The organism is Pseudomonas sp. G2-4 (assembly GCF_030064125.1).
In the GTDB taxonomy this organism is placed as follows: Bacteria; Pseudomonadota; Gammaproteobacteria; order Pseudomonadales; family Pseudomonadaceae; genus Aquipseudomonas.
Genome location: NZ_CP125957.1, coordinates 5,518,856 through 5,535,226 on the forward strand (window position 1 = coordinate 5,518,856; position 16,371 = coordinate 5,535,226).

The 16,371-nt window shown below is 59.9% G+C and carries 17 protein-coding genes, 4 tRNA genes and 1 pseudogene; 11 read left to right on the top strand and 11 right to left on the bottom strand.

Annotated features, from left to right (window positions below):
• Nucleotides 1-87: 87 nt before the first annotated feature.
• Both QNH97_RS24165 and QNH97_RS24170 read left to right on the top strand, forming a co-directional pair.
• On the top strand, nucleotides 88-3,021 hold the full coding sequence (locus tag QNH97_RS24165; RefSeq protein WP_283554231.1) for a DUF748 domain-containing protein: 2,934 nt from the start codon (nucleotides 88-90) through the stop codon (nucleotides 3,019-3,021).
• A gap of 1 nt (nucleotide 3,022) precedes the next feature.
• Nucleotides 3,023-3,319, top strand: coding sequence for a DUF2845 domain-containing protein (locus tag QNH97_RS24170; RefSeq protein WP_283554232.1), 297 nt, complete (start codon nucleotides 3,023-3,025; stop codon nucleotides 3,317-3,319).
• A gap of 334 nt (nucleotides 3,320-3,653) precedes the next feature.
• Here the strand turns inward: QNH97_RS24170 and QNH97_RS24175 are convergent, their stop codons facing one another.
• Nucleotides 3,654-4,007: a BON domain-containing protein gene (locus QNH97_RS24175; protein WP_025215523.1), complete on the bottom strand. Its 354-nt coding sequence runs from the start codon at nucleotides 4,005-4,007 to the stop codon at nucleotides 3,654-3,656.
• 272 nt (nucleotides 4,008-4,279) lie between these two features.
• On the bottom strand, nucleotides 4,280-4,696 hold the full coding sequence (locus QNH97_RS24180) for a pilin (protein WP_283554233.1): 417 nt from the start codon (nucleotides 4,694-4,696) through the stop codon (nucleotides 4,280-4,282).
• Between the two features lie 224 nt (nucleotides 4,697-4,920).
• Here QNH97_RS24180 and pilB point away from each other — a divergent pair, with 224 nt between their 5' ends.
• From pilB to yacG, 5 genes are read left to right on the top strand one after another with little or no spacing between them, the layout of a single operon-like run.
• Nucleotides 4,921-6,621, top strand: coding sequence for a type IV-A pilus assembly ATPase PilB (pilB, locus tag QNH97_RS24185; RefSeq protein ID WP_283554234.1), 1,701 nt, complete (start codon nucleotides 4,921-4,923; stop codon nucleotides 6,619-6,621).
• Between the two features lie 2 nt (nucleotides 6,622-6,623).
• Nucleotides 6,624-7,841 carry a type II secretion system F family protein gene (locus QNH97_RS24190; protein WP_283554235.1) on the top strand — a complete coding sequence of 406 codons (1,218 nt, stop codon included), beginning with the start codon at nucleotides 6,624-6,626 and terminating at the stop codon, nucleotides 7,839-7,841.
• A 1-nt stretch (nucleotide 7,842) separates the two neighbouring features.
• Entirely contained in the window at nucleotides 7,843-8,712 is an 870-nt protein-coding gene (locus QNH97_RS24195; protein WP_283554236.1) for a prepilin peptidase, read from the top strand.
• A 12-nt stretch (nucleotides 8,713-8,724) separates the two neighbouring features.
• The gene (gene coaE, locus QNH97_RS24200) at nucleotides 8,725-9,348 is read left to right on the top strand and encodes a dephospho-CoA kinase (RefSeq protein ID WP_283554237.1); all 624 of its coding nucleotides are present in this window, start codon (nucleotides 8,725-8,727) and stop codon (nucleotides 9,346-9,348) included.
• Nucleotides 9,345-9,551 carry a DNA gyrase inhibitor YacG gene (yacG, locus tag QNH97_RS24205; protein WP_135847217.1) on the top strand — a complete coding sequence of 69 codons (207 nt, stop codon included), beginning with the start codon at nucleotides 9,345-9,347 and terminating at the stop codon, nucleotides 9,549-9,551. The genes coaE and yacG overlap by 4 nt, the downstream gene beginning before the upstream one ends.
• Here the strand turns inward: yacG and QNH97_RS24210 are convergent.
• On the bottom strand, nucleotides 9,548-9,763 hold the full coding sequence (locus QNH97_RS24210; RefSeq protein ID WP_003185533.1) for a hypothetical protein: 216 nt from the start codon (nucleotides 9,761-9,763) through the stop codon (nucleotides 9,548-9,550). The two genes, yacG and QNH97_RS24210, sit on opposite strands and share 4 nt — an antisense overlap.
• Nucleotides 9,764-9,826: 63 nt before the next feature.
• Nucleotides 9,827-10,513, bottom strand: coding sequence for an energy-coupling factor ABC transporter permease (locus QNH97_RS24215; protein WP_283554238.1), 687 nt, complete (start codon nucleotides 10,511-10,513; stop codon nucleotides 9,827-9,829).
• A gap of 231 nt (nucleotides 10,514-10,744) precedes the next feature.
• Here QNH97_RS24215 and QNH97_RS24220 point away from each other — a divergent pair, with 231 nt between their 5' ends.
• Genes QNH97_RS24220 through QNH97_RS24235 form a run of 4 tightly spaced genes read left to right on the top strand, consistent with a single transcriptional unit; the run spans nucleotide 10,745 to nucleotide 13,480 of the window.
• Complete coding sequence (locus QNH97_RS24220) at nucleotides 10,745-11,371, top strand: DUF1780 domain-containing protein (protein WP_030140261.1); 627 nt, start codon at nucleotides 10,745-10,747, stop codon at nucleotides 11,369-11,371.
• Nucleotides 11,368-11,895: an MOSC domain-containing protein gene (locus QNH97_RS24225; RefSeq protein ID WP_283554239.1), complete on the top strand. Its 528-nt coding sequence runs from the start codon at nucleotides 11,368-11,370 to the stop codon at nucleotides 11,893-11,895. Before QNH97_RS24220 ends, QNH97_RS24225 begins: the two co-directional genes overlap by 4 nt.
• Nucleotides 11,896-11,947: 52 nt before the next feature.
• Nucleotides 11,948-12,121: a DUF3094 domain-containing protein gene (locus QNH97_RS24230; protein ID WP_283554240.1), complete on the top strand. Its 174-nt coding sequence runs from the start codon at nucleotides 11,948-11,950 to the stop codon at nucleotides 12,119-12,121.
• A 60-nt stretch (nucleotides 12,122-12,181) separates the two neighbouring features.
• Complete coding sequence (locus QNH97_RS24235) at nucleotides 12,182-13,480, top strand: NAD(P)/FAD-dependent oxidoreductase (RefSeq protein ID WP_283554241.1); 1,299 nt, start codon at nucleotides 12,182-12,184, stop codon at nucleotides 13,478-13,480.
• A gap of 301 nt (nucleotides 13,481-13,781) precedes the next feature.
• On the opposite strand, the gene QNH97_RS29655 is transcribed toward QNH97_RS24235, so the two are convergent.
• From QNH97_RS29655 to QNH97_RS24260, 7 genes and pseudogenes are all read right to left on the bottom strand, one after another.
• Nucleotides 13,782-13,964, bottom strand: a complete 183-nt coding sequence (locus QNH97_RS29655; protein WP_502944441.1) for a hypothetical protein — start codon at nucleotides 13,962-13,964, stop codon at nucleotides 13,782-13,784.
• 19 nt (nucleotides 13,965-13,983) lie between these two features.
• Nucleotides 13,984-14,649: a methyl-accepting chemotaxis protein gene (locus tag QNH97_RS29660; RefSeq protein ID WP_502944555.1), complete on the bottom strand. Its 666-nt coding sequence runs from the start codon at nucleotides 14,647-14,649 to the stop codon at nucleotides 13,984-13,986.
• A 39-nt stretch (nucleotides 14,650-14,688) separates the two neighbouring features.
• Nucleotides 14,689-15,411, bottom strand: a pseudogene (locus QNH97_RS29665) (MCP four helix bundle domain-containing protein); the annotation flags it as partial.
• A 156-nt stretch (nucleotides 15,412-15,567) separates the two neighbouring features.
• Nucleotides 15,568-15,644 (bottom strand) — tRNA-Pro (locus QNH97_RS24245).
• 94 nt (nucleotides 15,645-15,738) lie between these two features.
• Nucleotides 15,739-15,814, bottom strand: a tRNA-Lys gene (locus QNH97_RS24250).
• Nucleotides 15,815-15,819: 5 nt separating this feature from the next.
• Nucleotides 15,820-15,896: transfer RNA gene (locus tag QNH97_RS24255), tRNA-Pro, on the bottom strand.
• A gap of 7 nt (nucleotides 15,897-15,903) precedes the next feature.
• Nucleotides 15,904-15,979 (bottom strand) — tRNA-Asn (locus QNH97_RS24260).
• Between the last annotated feature and the right edge of the window lie 392 nt (nucleotides 15,980-16,371).

Here is a 16,371-nt window from a genome sequence, read left to right on the forward strand (position 1 = left end):
CAAATCTCATAAAACACAGTGGCTTCGGAACCGTAAACGCATGCCATACTCCAAGGCACTCCGAATTCACATTAGATGAAGCCGCACATGCCCAAAGGATTGATTCGCGCTTTCGGCGCCCTGTTGACCGCACTGGCCCTCTACAGCCTGTTGGGTTTTCTGATATTGCCGGGCATCGCCTTGCGGATCGCCAATCAGCAATTGGCCGAGCATGCGACGGTGCCGGCCCAGATCCAACGCATCGAACTCAATCCCTTCAGCCTTGAAGTCACCCTTTGGGGCCTGAATATCGGTGAACCGGGCAAGGAACAGGTCGGCTTCGAACGGCTATACGCCAACCTGCAACTCGACAGCCTGTGGTCCGGCGCCCTGCACCTGACCGATATCGAACTGGACAAGCCCAAGACCGAAGTCGTGTTCGCCAAGGACGGTCAGTTGAACTTGTTGAGCCTGTTCAAGTTGCCACCCAGCGAACCGAAACCCGCCAATCCTGACGCCCAGCCGTTCCCGCTGCGGGTCGATCGCATCAAGTTGGCCGGCGGTTATCTGCATTTCCAGGATTTGCGCCCCAGCGAGCCCATCGAATTTCTCTACGACACCCTCGATTTCGAGCTGAAAAACCTCAGCACCCTGCCCGACGACAACGCCGACATGACCCTGGTGGCCGCCGGCCCCGAAGGCGGGCAGATCGATTGGACCGGTAATTTCAGCCTCACGCCAATCGCCTCCGAAGGCACCCTCAAGGTGACCGGCGGCCAAATGAAAGCCTGGTGGCCCTATGTACGCGACGCGGTACCGTTGGTGTTGGAAAACGGCATCCTGAACCTCAGCACCGACTACAAGCTCAACCTGGCCAAGGGCACCGAACTGTTGCTCAGCAATGCCGCTGTCAGTGTCGCGCCCTTCTCCATCAAGGCGCCCGATGGTCGTCCACTGGTAAAACTCGAGCGCCTGGACGTCAGTGAAACCACGGTGGACCTGGCCAAGCAGCAAGTCATCGTCGGCAAGATTCGCAGCCAGAAGCTGGAAACCTGGGCCGCTCGCGAGGCGGACGGGCAGCTGGACTGGCAAAAACTCTTTGCCAGCCAGCCGGCCAAGCCGCAAGCCAAGGTCGAGCCGGCATCAGCTCCGGCCGCCGCCGATTCGCCGAAACCTGAACCCGCAGCCCCCAGCAAACCGTGGCAGGTGGTGTTGAAGGACGTGCAACTGCGCAACTATCAGGTGCATTTGGCTGACCGCCAGGCACAGCCAGCCGTGGCACTGGACGTCGGCCCGCTGAACCTCGATCTGCAGAACTACGACACCCTCAATAGCTCGCCTTTTACCCTCAAGCTGGACACCGGGCTGGGCAAGCAAGGCAAGATCCTGGCCGACGGCGAGGTCAACCTGAACCCGATCAGCGCCCGGCTCAAGGTCAAGACCCAGGACATCGACCTGCGGGTGACCCAGGCGTATATCAACCCGTTCATTCGCCTGGAACTGCGTTCCGGGATGCTCGGCAGCGAGCTGGCGGTAGACCTCAAGAGCACCGAGCCGCTGGCATTCGCGGTCACCGGTCGCGCCCAGGTCGATCAGTTGCACACCCTCGATACCCTCAAGACCCGCGATTTCCTCAAATGGCAGCGCCTGGTGCTTGAAGGCCTCAATTATCAGCACGGGGACAGCCTGTCCATCGACAAGGTCAACCTGTTCCAGCCTTACGTGCGCTTCATGATCAACGACGACCGCACCACCAACGTCGATGACTTGTTGATCCCGCAACCGGCCGACAGCGCCACAAAAAACACCGCGGCTAAACCGGCATCCCAGGAAAAACCGCTGGGCATTCATATTGGCGGGATCGCCATCAATGACGGTTCGGCCAACTTCGCCGACTTCAGCCTGACGCCCAACTTCGCCACGGCTGTCCAACAGCTCAACGGTGCGATCGGCACCATCGACAGCCGCCAAGCCAACCCGGCGACCGTGGATGTCAAGGGTAAGGTCGACCGCTATGCACCGGTCACCATCAAGGGTGCGGTCAACCCCTTCGACCCGATGGCCAGCCTCGACATCGCTACCAGCTTCAAACGGGTCGAGCTGACCACCCTGACGCCCTACTCCGGCAAGTTTGCCGGCTACCGCATCCGCAAGGGCCGGCTCAATCTCGACCTGCACTACCGCATCACCAAGGGCCAGCTCCAGGCGGAAAACAAAGTGGTGGTCGAGCAACTGCAGTTGGGGGAAAAAGTCGACAGCCCGGACGCCGTGAGCCTGCCGCTGAAACTGGCCATCGCGCTGCTCAAGGATTCCGAGGGCAAGATTTCCATCGAATTGCCGGTCACCGGTAACCTCAACGATCCGCAATTCAGTGTCATGCCGATTGTCTGGCAGACCCTGCGCAACCTGGTGGTCCGAGCGGCCCAGGCCCCGTTCAAACTCATCGGCGGGCTGGTGGCCGGTGGCGGTTCGGAGGACCTGGGCAGTGTGTCGTTCGCAGCGGGCTCCAGCGACCTGAGCAAGGAAAACGAAGGCACGCTGCTGAAACTGTCCGAGGCCCTCGGCAAGCGTCCGGAGTTGCGCCTGGAGATCGAAGGCACCGCCGCTGAAAACAGCGACGGCCCACTGCTCGCGGCCCAGCGCCTGGAGCGTGAATACCAATACAACTACTACAAGATGCTCCAGCGCCGGGGCGACAAGGTGCCGGCCCAGGCCTCGCTGTTGGAAGTGCCCGAGGATGAGAAGCCCCCGCTGCTCGAAGGCATTTATCGCACGCGCCTCAAGACCCAACCACCCGCCGAATGGACCCAATTGGATAAAAAGGCGCGTAGCGAGAAACTGCGCGAAGGCGTGATCAAGTTCTGGAGCGGCAGTGACGTGCTCTTGCGTCAACTGGGGCAAGAGCGGGCCAGCAGCATCAAGGACTTCCTGGTGGACAAGGGCCGCCTGGCCGACGACCGCGTGTACTTCATCGACGCCAGCCTCGGTCAGGCCGAAAGCGACGGTCGCGTCATTACCCCCCTGCACCTGGATGCTGAATGACATGAAGCGTTTGTATGGGCTCAGCCTGGGTCTACTGCTCGCCGTCGGCCAAGCGTCGGCGGCCGATACGCTGCGTTGCGGCAGCCAGTTGATCAGCGTCGGCGACCGCTCGAGCGAAGTGTTGCAAAAGTGCGGGCAGCCTGCGGCGCGGGATGACCTGGGCTATAAACGCAGTGTCAATCGCCGGGAAGAATACCCGGTGGAGGAATGGACCTACGGGCCCAACAGCGGCATGTATCAGTACCTGCGTTTCGAAGGCAATCGGCTGGTGCAGATCACCAGCAAGCGCGGGCGCTGAGCTTGTCCGTACAGAGGAGTTAAATGTGCTGCCGCCATCGCGAGCAAGCTCGCTCCCACATTGTTTTGGGTGATCTCAAAATCAATGTTCGCCGCCGCCCCCCTGTGGGAGCGAGCTTGCTCGCGATGGCGGCAACTCGACTCTACAGCCTATCCGCAACCGCTGACCCACAGATTGATCCACCCCAGAATAGAACAGGCCCCCGGCACGAATGCCGGGGGCCTGTAATGGCCACGTCCGTGTGGCCTTTCGCATGAACTCCAAAGCAACGGCAAACGTATATCTAGGCCCGCTTGCCGCGCCTTCTCCCAGTCCAGGCGAGAAGTCTTAAGCCTTATTCGGCTTTCAGGCCGTCAGCCGATACGGCCTTGACGCCTTTGATTTTCTTGGCGATCGCCACAGCGGTGTCTTTTTGTGCATCAGTGACTTTGGTCATCGAAGATAGGGACACAACACCTTTGTTGGTTTCGACTTTGATGTCGCTGCCAGGAATGCCTTTTTCGGTGACCAGGTCAGCTTTGACCTTGGTGGTGATCCAGGTATCGGAAACGTCTTCCTTGGCCTCTGTCACTTCGCCCGCAGCCAGCATCATTGGAGCCTGAGTTGCTTGAGTGGTCTCGGCGAAAGCGCTAGCCATGGTCAGGGTCAGTGCGGTAGCAGCGGCGGCAGTGATAGCGAACTTCTTCATACGAGTAACTCCTGTTTTTCTCAAAAACTGCCGGACGTGCATCCCGGCAGGGTTAACAGGAGTAGTGCGAAGGCTGTGCCAGTTTTGAAACATTAATTAAATCGTTTTAAATCAATAAGTTAAGCGAAGCGGCGATTTTCGTAATCATGCAAAATGCAAGACTTGCCGATTTTCAACATGCAACTTGCCGGTTCGGTGTTCATTTCTAAGTTTATGATTTCGAAGATTTTATAAGGCGGGACCTTAAATCCCGCCATATAACCACATCTAAATCACGGAGCTGTTCCAGAGCCGGTGCAACCCGCTGGCAGAAAATCTTGGGCGGCATTCGAACCACATGTCCAAGACCCTGCGGACGAGCGAGAGAGCGTAATGGTCTTGCCCATTACCTGACTGGGGGCTTTCGTAAGGGTACACACAATGGTTCCCCCAGCGGCGGCCGAGCCTGTGACGGAAAACGTGCAGTTACTGGACGTCGGGAAGTTCATGTTGGTCGCCGACGGATCGGTGCCCTGATTGACCAGATCCTCGTATGGCACCTTCAATGCGCTGATTTCCCCCAACCCGGCTGTCGCCTTCGCCCGCGCCTGGTACTTGGAATATTGCGGCAACGCAAACGTCGCCAGAATGCCAATGATCGCCACAACGATCAGCAGCTCGATCAGGGTAAAACCACTCTGCTTATTCATAAACATCTCCAATGCATGAGGCGAAATCTCATGACCTGAAACGGCCGTTGCACGGCACATGCCAACCCTGCGCGCCCTGCCGGCAAGGGGGTTCAACCAGTAAAGCTCCAGCGTCCTACCCCAACAACCGCACTATCTGACGTTTTTTGTCACCCTGCCCCGCTGGTTTGGCGTCGATGCTTGACTAGGCTATAAGTCATGAACTGTCCGCCGCCGGTATCCCCATGAATGACATCGCCCTCAGCGGTTTGACCAAGCAACTGGTGCTGGCCGAACTGATCACCGAGCAAAGTGCGCAGCAGGCGTACCAACAGGCCCAGCGCAATCGCATGCCCCTGATCAGCTATCTGGTGCAGAACAAACTGGTGCAGAGCCGCCGGGTTGCTGAAATTGCCTCGGAGCATTTCGGCGTCGCCCTGCTGGACCTCAACAGCCTGGACAAGGACTCTCAGCCCATCGGGCTGGTCAGCGAAAAGCTGCTGCGTCAACATCACGCGCTGCCGCTGTGGCGGCGCGGCAACAAGTTGTTCGTGGGCATCTCCGACCCGACCAATCACCAAGCCATCAATGACATTCAATTCAGTACCGGCCTCACCACCGAAGCCATCCTGGTGGAGGACGACAAGCTCAGCGATGCCATCGAGAAATTCTTCGAATCCAGCAGTACAGGCCTGGAAGGCATGGGCGACGTCGATCTCGACGGCCTGGACATCGAATCGATCGACGATTCCAAGCAGGAGTCCATCGGCGGCATGGACACCGACGACGCCCCGGTGGTGCGCTTCGTCAACAAGATGTTGCTGGACGCGATCAAGGGCGGCTCTTCCGACCTGCATTTCGAGCCCTACGAAAAAACCTACCGCGTGCGGGTGCGCACCGACGGCATCCTTCGGGAAGTGGCCAAGCCGCCGATCCAACTGGCCACCCGCATCGCCGCCCGCCTCAAGGTCATGGCCAGCCTCGATATTTCCGAACGGCGCAAACCCCAGGATGGACGGCTGAAAATGCGCCTGTCGAAAAACAAATCCATCGACTTCCGGGTCAACACCCTGCCCACGCTCTGGGGCGAAAAAGTGGTGATCCGGATCCTCGACCCATCCAGTGCGCAAATGGGCATCGATGCCCTGGGCTATGAACCGGACCAGAAAGACCTGTACATGGCGGCCCTCAAGCAGCCACAGGGGCTGATCCTGGTGACCGGGCCGACCGGCTCGGGCAAGACCGTGTCGCTGTACACCGGGCTGAACATCCTCAACACCGTGGACATCAATATTTCCACCGCCGAAGACCCAGTGGAAATCAACATGGAAGGCATCAACCAGGTCAACGTGAACCCGCGCCAGGGGCTGGATTTTGCCCAGGCCCTGCGCTCGTTCCTGCGCCAGGACCCGGATGTGATCATGGTCGGCGAGATCCGCGACCTGGAAACCGCCGAAATCGCCATCAAGGCCGCCCAGACCGGGCACCTGGTGCTCTCCACGCTGCACACCAACAGCGCCGCCGAAACCCTGATCCGCCTGCAGAACATGGGCATCCCTGGCTTCAACATCGCCACCGCGGTGCACCTGATCATCGCCCAGCGGCTGGCGCGCAAGCTGTGCACCCATTGCAAGAAAGCCATCGAGATTCCCGAGGAAACCCTGCTCAAGGAAGGTTTCCCCCGGGAACGCATCGGTACATTCACGATCTATGAGCCGGTCGGTTGTGAACAGTGCAACCACGGTTACAAAGGGCGCGTGGGGGTCTACGAAGTGGTCAAGAACACGCCCGAACTGCAACGGTTGATCATGGCCGAGGGCAACTCGCTGGAAATCGACCTGCAGATGCGCAAAGACGGTTTCAACGACCTACGCACCTCGGGGCTGCAAAAAGTGATGCAGGGCGTCACCAGCCTCGAGGAAATCAACCGGGTCACCAAGGATTGAACATGGCGGTCAAAGCAGTCAAAACCGATGTCTACACGTGGGAAGGCAAGGACCGCAAAGGCACGAAAATGAGCGGCGAACTGACCGGTCAGAGCCCAGCCCTGATCAAGGCTCAGTTACGCAAACAGGGCATCAGCCCGGAGAAGGTACGCAAGAAGTCCACCTCGATATTCAGCAAGGGCAAGCGCATCAAGCCGTTGGACATCGCCCTGTTCACCCGCCAGATGGCGACGATGCTCAAGGCCGGCGTGCCCCTGTTGCAGGCGTTCGACATCATTGGCGAGGGCTTCGACAACGCCAACATGCGCAAGCTGGTGGACGAGGTGAAACAGGAAGTCGCGGCCGGCAACAGCTTCGCGGCGTCGTTGCGCAAGTGCCCGCAGTATTTCGACGAGTTGTACTGCAACTTGGTGGACGCCGGTGAACAGGCCGGTGCCCTGGACACGTTGCTGGACCGGGTCGCGACCTACAAGGAAAAGAGCGAAGCGCTCAAAGCCAAGATCAAGAAAGCCATGACCTACCCGGCGGCCGTGGTGGTGGTCGCGGCCGTGGTCACCGGCATCCTGTTGGTCAAGGTGGTGCCGCAATTCGAGTCGGTCTTTTCAGGGTTTGGCGCAGAGCTACCGGCCTTCACGGTGATGGTCATTGGCCTGTCGGAGTTCTTGCAGGAATGGTGGTGGGTAGTGCTTGGCGGTTTGGTCGGGGCGTTTTTTGGTGTGAAATACGCCCTCAGGCGTTCCGAGCGTTTTCGCGACTGGCGCGATAAATGGCTGCTCAAGCTGCCGCTGATAGGCAGCTTGATGTACAAGTCCGCCGTGGCTCGCTACGCCCGGACGCTGTCCACCACATTCGCCGCCGGCGTACCGCTGGTGGAGGCCCTGGATTCGGTCTCGGGCGCCACCGGCAACGTGGTGTTCAAGCGCGCGGTGCAGCGCATTCGCCAGGATGTCTCGACCGGGATGCAGTTGAATTTTTCCATGCGCGCCTCCGGCATCTTTCCCAACCTGGCGATCCAGATGACCGCCATCGGCGAAGAATCCGGCGCGTTGGACGACATGCTCGACAAGGTGGCGAGTTTTTATGAGGCCGAGGTGGACAATCTGGTGGACAACCTCACCAGCCTGATGGAACCCTTCATCATGGTGGTCCTGGGGGTGGTCGTCGGTGGCCTGGTGGTTGCCATGTACCTGCCCATCTTTCAACTTGGCTCTGCGATCTGACATGCCCCTGACTGATTTCTTCGTGCTCTATCCCCTGGCCTTCGTGCTCACTGCGTTATTGCTCGGATTGATCGTCGGCAGCTTCCTCAATGTACTGGTGTGGCGCCTGCCGAAGATGCTCACCCGCGAATGGCGCGTGCAAGCCCATGACCTGCTGGGCCTGCCGGCCGAAGCGCCCGGCCCGGTCTACAACCTGATGCTGCCGCATTCCCAGTGCCCTCACTGTGGTCATCGTATTCGCGCCTGGGAAAATATCCCGTTGTTGAGCTACCTGATGTTGCGCGGTCGCTGTTCCAACTGCACCGCGCCCATCGGCAGGCGCTACCCGCTGACCGAACTGGCCTGCGGCGCCTTGTCAGCGTTCGTCGCCTGGCACTTCGGCTTTGGCTGGCAAGCCGTGATGGTGATGGTGTTGAGCTGGGGCCTGCTGGGCATGAGCCTGATCGACGCCGAGCATCAATTGCTGCCCGATACCCTGGTGCTGCCGTTGTTATGGCTGGGCTTGATCGTCAACAGCTTCGAGCTGTTCGTGCCCTTGGACCAGGCGATGTGGGGCGCGGTGGCCGGCTATCTGGCGCTGTGGTCGGTGTTCTGGGTGTTCAAGCTGATCACCGGCAAGGAAGGCATGGGCTATGGGGATTTCAAGTTGCTGGCGATGCTGGGGGCCTGGGGCGGCTGGCAGATCCTGCCGCTGACCTTGTTGCTGTCGTCGCTGGTGGGCGCCGTGGTCGGGGTCATTGTGCTGCGCCTGCGCGATGCCCCGGGGTCGACGCAGATCCCCTTCGGCCCCTATCTAGCGATTGCCGGCTGGATTGCCTTGCTCTGGGGTGGTCAAATAACAGACTTCTATTGGCAGTCTGTCGGTCTCTAATGTCGATCTTTTATGAATAACCCTGCGGAAAAACCCTGGATTCTCGGCCTGACCGGTGGCATCGGCAGCGGCAAAAGCGCGGCCGCCCAGCACTTCATCGACCTGGGCGTGCATGTCATCGACGCCGATCACGCGGCGCGCTGGGTGGTTGAACCAGGACGTCCGGCGCTGGCTGACATCGCTGAACACTTCGGCCCGGGCGTATTGCAAAGCGACGGCACGCTGGACCGAGCGGCCCTGCGCAAACTGATCTTCGAAAATACCGAGGAGCGCCGCTGGCTCGAGGCGCTGCTGCATCCGCTGATCGCCGAGGAAATCGCTCACCATCTGGCTCAGGCACAATCGCCCTACGCGATTCTGGTATCGCCGCTGTTGATCGAGTCGGGCCAGTACGCCATGACCCAGCGGATCCTGGTGATCGATGCACCGGAACACCTACAGATCGAACGTACCTTGCAGCGCGACCAGACCAGCGAGCAGCAGGTCCAGGCGATCCTCAAGGCCCAGTCCAGCCGCCAGGACCGCCTGAGCCATGCCGACGACGTGGTGGTCAACGACCGCGACCTCGCCTGGCTGCACAGCGAGGTCGAGCGCCTGCATCACTTTTACCTTACTTTGCGTGGAGGCCAATCATGAGCCAAACCCCAACCGTTGATTGCCCAACTTGTGGCGCCCCAGTGGAATGGAGCCCGGAGAACACCTTCCGGCCGTTCTGTTCCGATCGCTGCAAACTGATCGACCTGGGCGCCTGGGCGTCGGAAGAACACAAGATCCCGGTCAGCCCCGATGCCGAGGATGAGCTGTTCAGCGAGGATTTCGAGCCTCGCTCGCACCATTAAGGCCGCATGAAACCGTAGTCCTGCTCATCGTCGAGGTTTTCCGCCAGGAAACTCAACTCATCGGCCAGATCTTCAACGCTGCGCACTGTCTTGCTCTGTTGCACGATCGCACTGAGCAGGGCACGCAGGCTCAAGCCCGGGTCGAAGCCGATCTCCATCGCGGCATCGTGGCTACGCCTGATCTCTTGTCTCGCCCACTCATAAACACTCATGGTTGTACTCCTGGAAGTTTTCCAGAGCATGAAGGGCGCCTGCCCGGCCAGCCTTGATGTGAATCAAGGCTTGTCGTCATCGTTCCAGGGTGCCGACAGGTAGCGCGTGCGGTTGAACGTCTCCAGCCATTCAGGGCTGAACACCACCAACGCACTGATCACCATGCCGTTGATGAAGGCCTCGGGGAAGATGATCAGCCAGAGATAGCCGATGAAATCCTCCAGCCAGTAAGGCATGGCAAATAGGCCGTCGTACCAGAGCAAACCGAGCCCCAGCAGCAGGCACAACAATGCCGAAAGCGCGGCGGCGAGGAATCCCGAACAGAAGATGTACACAAACAGATTGCGCGGCTGGGCGCGCTCCACCAGGATCGCGCAACACTCGGTGACCAGCACTGGCAACAGGATCAGCAACGCACCGTTGACGCCCACCGCCGCCATGTCCTGGCGGCCCAGCAGCACCAGCGCAAGTTGGGCACAAAAGCCACCGAGGATCGCCAGCGGCCAGTCCAGCAGCAAGGTCACGGCGGTCATGCCGATAAAGTGATACGAGACGCCCGTGTCGAAGTCCCGTCGCACCAGCCACAATAGGAACAGCGCCAGCACCGTGCCGAACAGCAAGTGTTGGCGACGGTTGTCAGTGAACAGCTCGACCCACGGCGCCCGCGCCACCGCCCAGACCAACACCGGCACGTAGATCAGCCAGCCGCCCGCCAAGGTCTGTGGTGAGAGTAACTCGGCACCGATCATGGGACTGCTCCTTTCGCTTGTCCTTGCATCAAACAGGCTGTTGTGGCGAGGGAGCTTGCTCCCGCTGGGCGTGAAGCAGACCCAAAGAATTTGCGACCGCTTCGCGCTCAAGCGGGAGCAAGCTCCCTCGCCACGGTGACTTCAAGCCAGCAGTCTACACCCCACCATAAAGCCGCCATTAATCAACGCAACCCTTTCAGCTTGTCGCAATTGAACGCTAAGCTTGGGCTCATGGATGACTCCGATTATTTACGCCTGCTGACCATCGCGGCCGAGCAAGCCAACGCCTTTCTCTCCAATGCCCGCAAATGGGAGCGTGAGCGTTGGGTCTGCCAGCGTCTGCTGCAAGGGCTGAACGTACCCTATCGCGCCGACGAGTTCGCCCCCGCAGGCGAGCCGCCGGACGTGTTGTTTCGGGATGCCAACTTCGAGGTGTTTTTCGTCCTCGACGAAGGCCGGCGCCTCAATGACGAGTGGCGCGACGAACTGCAACGCCGCCGCAGCGCCTTCTCCCTGAGCCAACTGGTGCGCCGCGAAGCCAAGCCCCGGCGGATCCCGGCCAATGAGTTCCTGATGCGGCTGGCCCCGACCCTGCGCAAGAAGGCCCACAACTACACCGAGCGCGGCATGGACTTGGGGGAGCTGGACATCATTGCTTTCGCCAGCCTCAAGCGCGAAGTGCTGGACCTTAATAGCCACTTCCCGCCGCCCACCGAATACCTGCGCCAGGGTTGGCGCTCGCTGTCGCTGGTGGGACCGACGTTCGCCCGAGTGCTGTTCGCCCATCCCGATGCACCGGACTTCCTGCGGGGCAACCTGGGGCGCAGCATTGTGTTCGATGTCGGGATAAGCCTGTGAGTCCATTACAGGAACTGATTGCCACCGTGCCCCAGCAAGGCCGCGTACGCTGGATTGGCGTGCGACCCCAAGGCCATGCGCCCATGCTCGAGCTGGACGCCGTGGAGGCACGCCTGGAGGCTGGCCTGACGGGCGACCATGCCCGTCCCGGCGTGCGCAATGCGCGGCAAGTCACCTTGATTCAATGGGAACACCTGGCCGTGATCGCCTCGCTAATGGGACGCCCGGCGGATCGCCCCGTTTTACCGCAAGAACTGCGACGCAACATCGTGGTCAGCGGTATCAATCTGTTCAGCCTCAAGGGCCGGCGCTTTCGCATCGGCCAGGCTCTCTTCGAAACCACCGGTTGGTGCCAGCCGTGTGCGCGGCTGGAGCGCAACCTTGGGGAAGGTACGTTCCAGGCCGTACGCGGCCATGGCGGAATCACCGCACGGGTGTTAAAAAGTGGAATCATTCGCCTGGATGACAGCTTGAGTGTCGAACCCGTTCCAGCGAGCGGCTACGCTGCTTTCAATGCCGGATAGCCAGACGCTGTAGCGTCTACACCTTTCGCAACGTCTACCTGACGAGGCCTTTATGACCAGCCGCCTGAACCCAGAAGACCAGAAGCATGTCGAAGAGTACCTGCAACTGTCCCAGCACCGAGTCGAGCGCCGGCCTTTCCGGCCATGGATGCTCCTGGTGGTGGTGGTGGCCGTGACCATCGGCCTGGGCCTGTTGAGCCGAATGATCAGTTACCTGACGCTATGAAGCGCGTCGCGCTCGCTCGGGTAACGGCACCGATTTCCTTTAGCCTTGCGAGATATCCCCATGACTCATCGAATTGTCATCGTTGGCGGCGGCGCCGGCGGCCTGGAGTTGGCTACCCGTCTGGGTAAGACTCTGGGCAAGCGTGGCACGGCCAGTGTGATGCTGGTCGACGCGAACCTGACCCACATCTGGAAACCGCTGCTGCACGAAGTGGCCGCCGGATCCCTGAACTCCTCCGAAGACGAACTCAACTACGTCGCCCAGGCAAAATGGAACCACTTCGAGTTCCAGCTGGGGCGTATGAGCGGCCTGGATCGCGAGCGCAAGCGAATCCAACTGGCCGCCACCTACGACGAGGCCGGCCTGGAGCTGTTACCGGCCCGGGAGCTGGGCTACGACTCCCTGGTGATTGCCGTCGGCAGCACCACCAATGACTTCGGCACCGAAGGCGCGGCGCAGCACTGCCTGTTTCTTGATACCCGCAAGCAGGCCGAGCGCTTCCATCAGCAATTGCTCAACCATTACCTGCGCGCCCACGCCGGCCAGACCGATGTGGTGGAACGCATCAGCGTCGCCATCGTCGGAGCCGGTGCGACCGGCGTCGAACTGGCGGCCGAGCTGCATAACGCCGCCCACGAGCTGGCGGCCTACGGCCTGGATCGGATCAAACCGGAGAACATGCACATCACCCTGATCGAGGCGGGTCCACGGGTCTTGCCGGCGCTGCCGGAGCGTATCGGCGGACCGGTGCACAAGACTCTGGAGAAACTCGGGGTCAATGTCATGACCAACGCCGCCGTCAGCCAGGTGACCGCCGACAGCCTGATTACCGCGGACGGCCAGGTGATCGACGCGAGCCTGAAAGTCTGGGCCGCCGGGATTCGCGCACCGGATTTCCTCAAGGAAATCGACGGGCTGGAAACCAACCGGATCAACCAGCTGCAAGTACTGCCAACACTACAGACCACCCGTGACGAGAACATCTTCGCCTTCGGCGACTGCGCCGCCTGCCCACAACCCGGCAGCGATCGCAATGTTCCGCCCCGCGCCCAGGCCGCGCATCAGCAGGCATCGCTGCTGGCCAGATCCCTGAAGCTGCGTATCGAAGGCAAGGCCCTGCCGCACTACAAATACACCGACTACGGCTCGCTGATCTCGCTGTCGCGGTTCTCGGCAGTAGGCAACCTGATGGGTAACCTGACCGGCAGCGTGATGCTCGAAGGCTGGTTGGCGCGGATGTTCTACGTGTCGCTGTACCGCATGCACCAGATGGCACTGTATGGCATGTTTCGCACGGCGATGTTGATGCTGGGCAGCAAGATCGGACGTGGCACCGAGCCACGGCTGAAGTTGCACTGAGGCCTGACTGACGATTGCGCTGGATCAGCAATATTGATGCTGAATGATCCACCGCAATCGCGAGCAAGCTCGCTCCCACAGGATGACCGCGATCAACTGTGGGAGCGAGCTTGTTCGCGATGAGGGCAGAACAGTCAATGATTAACCTCGGGCAGGATCTCTGTCCGAGCTATCCATCAATCAAACCTGAAACCGCCCACAGGATGACCGCGATCAACTGTGGGAGCGAGCTTGCTCGCGATGAGGGCAGAACAGTCAATGCTTAACCTCGGGCAGAATCTCTGTCCGTGCTATCCATCAATCAAACCTGAAACCGCTGCACCATCGTGCTCAACGAATTCGCCAGTTGCGACAACTCATGGCTGGACGTGCTGGTCTGGTCAGCTCCCGTGGCCGAGCGCACCGACAAATCACGAATGTTCACCAGGTTGCGATCAACTTCACGGGCCACTTGTGCCTGCTCTTCGGCGGCGCTGGCGATCACCAGGTTGCGTTCGTGGATTTCATTGACCGACGTCGTGATGGTCTGTAGTGCCTCGCCCGCCCGCCCGCTCCGCCATCGCCAGGGTACTGGCTGCGCGCGTGGAACTGGCCTCCATGGAATCCAGCGCCTGGGTGGCGCCGCTGCGCATGCCCTGGACCATTTGCTCGATTTCCTGGGTCGATTGCTGCGTGCGATAAGCCAGCGCCCGCACCTCGTCGGCCACCACCGCAAACCCGCGACCGCTTTCACCGGCCCGGGCTGCCTCGATGGCCGCATTGAGGGCCAGCAGATTGGTCTGCTCGGCGATGCCCCGGATCACGTCCAGTACCTTGCCAATGTCCTGCGATTGGTTGGCCAGGGACTGCACCAGGCCGCCGGTCACCTGCACATCGCTGGCGAGGGCGCCGATGGCCTCGACCGTGTCGCTGACGCGCTGCTGCCCAAGGGACGCCGACTCACTGGACTGGCGTGTGGCGTCAGAGGTGGAAACCGCATTACGCGCAACCTCTTCAACTGCCGTGGTCATCTCTGTGACCGCCGTGGCCGCCTGTTCAATTTCGTTATTCTGTTGTTGCAAGCTCTGGGTGCTGTCGAGCGTGACCGCATTCAACTCATCAGCGGCGGTGGCCAATTGCGCCGCCGAGCCACTGATGCCCTGCAATGTTTCCCGCAGGTTCTGCTGCATGGCCGCCAGCGCCTTGAGCAAACGGCTCACTTCGTCGTTGCCATGGGTCTCGATCGGTCGGGTCAGATCACCTCGGGCCACGTTCTCTGCGGCATTCAGCGCCTCACCCAAGGGTTTGACAATGCTGCGGGTGAGCAGCATGGCCAGGACAACCGTGGCCAGGGCAGCGAGCACCACGAACAGGCTGACGATCATCCGGGAATTGGCATAGTGTTCCTGGGACTTCTGGCTCTCGATGGAGACTTGTTTGGAGAACAGCTCCGCCAGGTCGTTGAGCTGTTTACCGGAACCGTCCACCACGGTCTTCATGTCCACCAGCAGCAGCTTGATCAGTTCGTCCCGACGCCCCTGCTCGGCCAGGGTGAAGGATTGAGCGATACCGGTGCGGTAAGCGGCGAAGGTTTGCTTGAACTGGTCATAAATCGCCTTGCCTTCAGGCGTAACGACAAGCTTTTCGTAACTGGCAATTTTTTCGCTCAGTTCCTTGTCGCGCGTATCCATTTGCCCGCGGTACACCGGGATGTTCTTCGGGTCCTGGTCCAGGGCCATGCGCAGGGAAATCGTGCGGATACGCAACATCCACTCACGGATCTCATCGCCACCGCGAATGCTCGGCAGCCACTGGGTTTCCACCGCGACTTCGCTGTCACGGATACTCGACATCTGCCCCAGCGCAAACACCCCGAGCAACGCCACCAACACGGCGATCAAGGCAAACCCCAGCGCCGCACGGGGGGCGATATTCAGCTGACGAAGAAACATAACGAAGTGCCTTTTTTTGTTATTTGGCCTGAAATAGGGCGGACGTCCGTGCCCCTGTCGGCGGGTTATCGGCAAGTTGTACGACGACTTGAGACGATTCACATTTTTCGCAGGCAAAAAAAATCCCCGTATCTTTCGATACGAGGATTTTTAATATGGTCGGGGTAAGGGGATTCGAACTCCTGACATCCTGCTCCCAAAGCAGGCGCGCTACCGGACTGCGCTATACCCCGGTAAAAAAAAGGCGACCTTCGCAAGTCGCCTTCTTCGATCAGCGCTTTTGGCCTCTGATCTTAAGATTCGATTCCAGCGAGCTGGTTTCAAAAATGGTGGGTCGTGTGGGATTCGAACCTACGACCAATTGGTTAAAAGCCAACTGCTCTACCAACTGAGCTAACGACCCAAAGATGGTCGGGGTAAGGGGATTCGAACTCCTGACATCCTGCTCCCAAAGCAGGCGCGCTACCGGACTGCGCTATACCCCGATTGAAATGGCTCCGTGACCAGGACTCGAACCTGGGACCCAATGATTAACAGTCATTTGCTCTACCGACTGAGCTATCACGGAACTGATATTTCAAGTTACTACGTTGAAGCTAGCTTCAACCTCTTCTACCCTTACGCATCGCTGCGTTCGTGTGTCTGAGGCGCGCTATTCTACAATCTTAAAAACCTCTGTCAACCCCTTAAATTGCTTTCAAGACAATGATTTGCAACTTATTTTGGGTTCTTTCTCAGCGAGAAGTAACCCTTGGGGGTGACGTACTGCGGGGCGCACTTTACAAGCCTTTTCCTTTGAGTTCAACGGCCTGATGAAAAAAATGGCGCTTGGCAGCTAACACCCATAAATCAAAAAAAGATCAACGGTCGTGGCGAGGGAGCATGCTCGCGCTGGGTCGCGTAGCGGCCCTCAAAAAGCGAGGAGTGCTTCGCCCTCCAGCGGGAGCAGGCTCCTTCGCC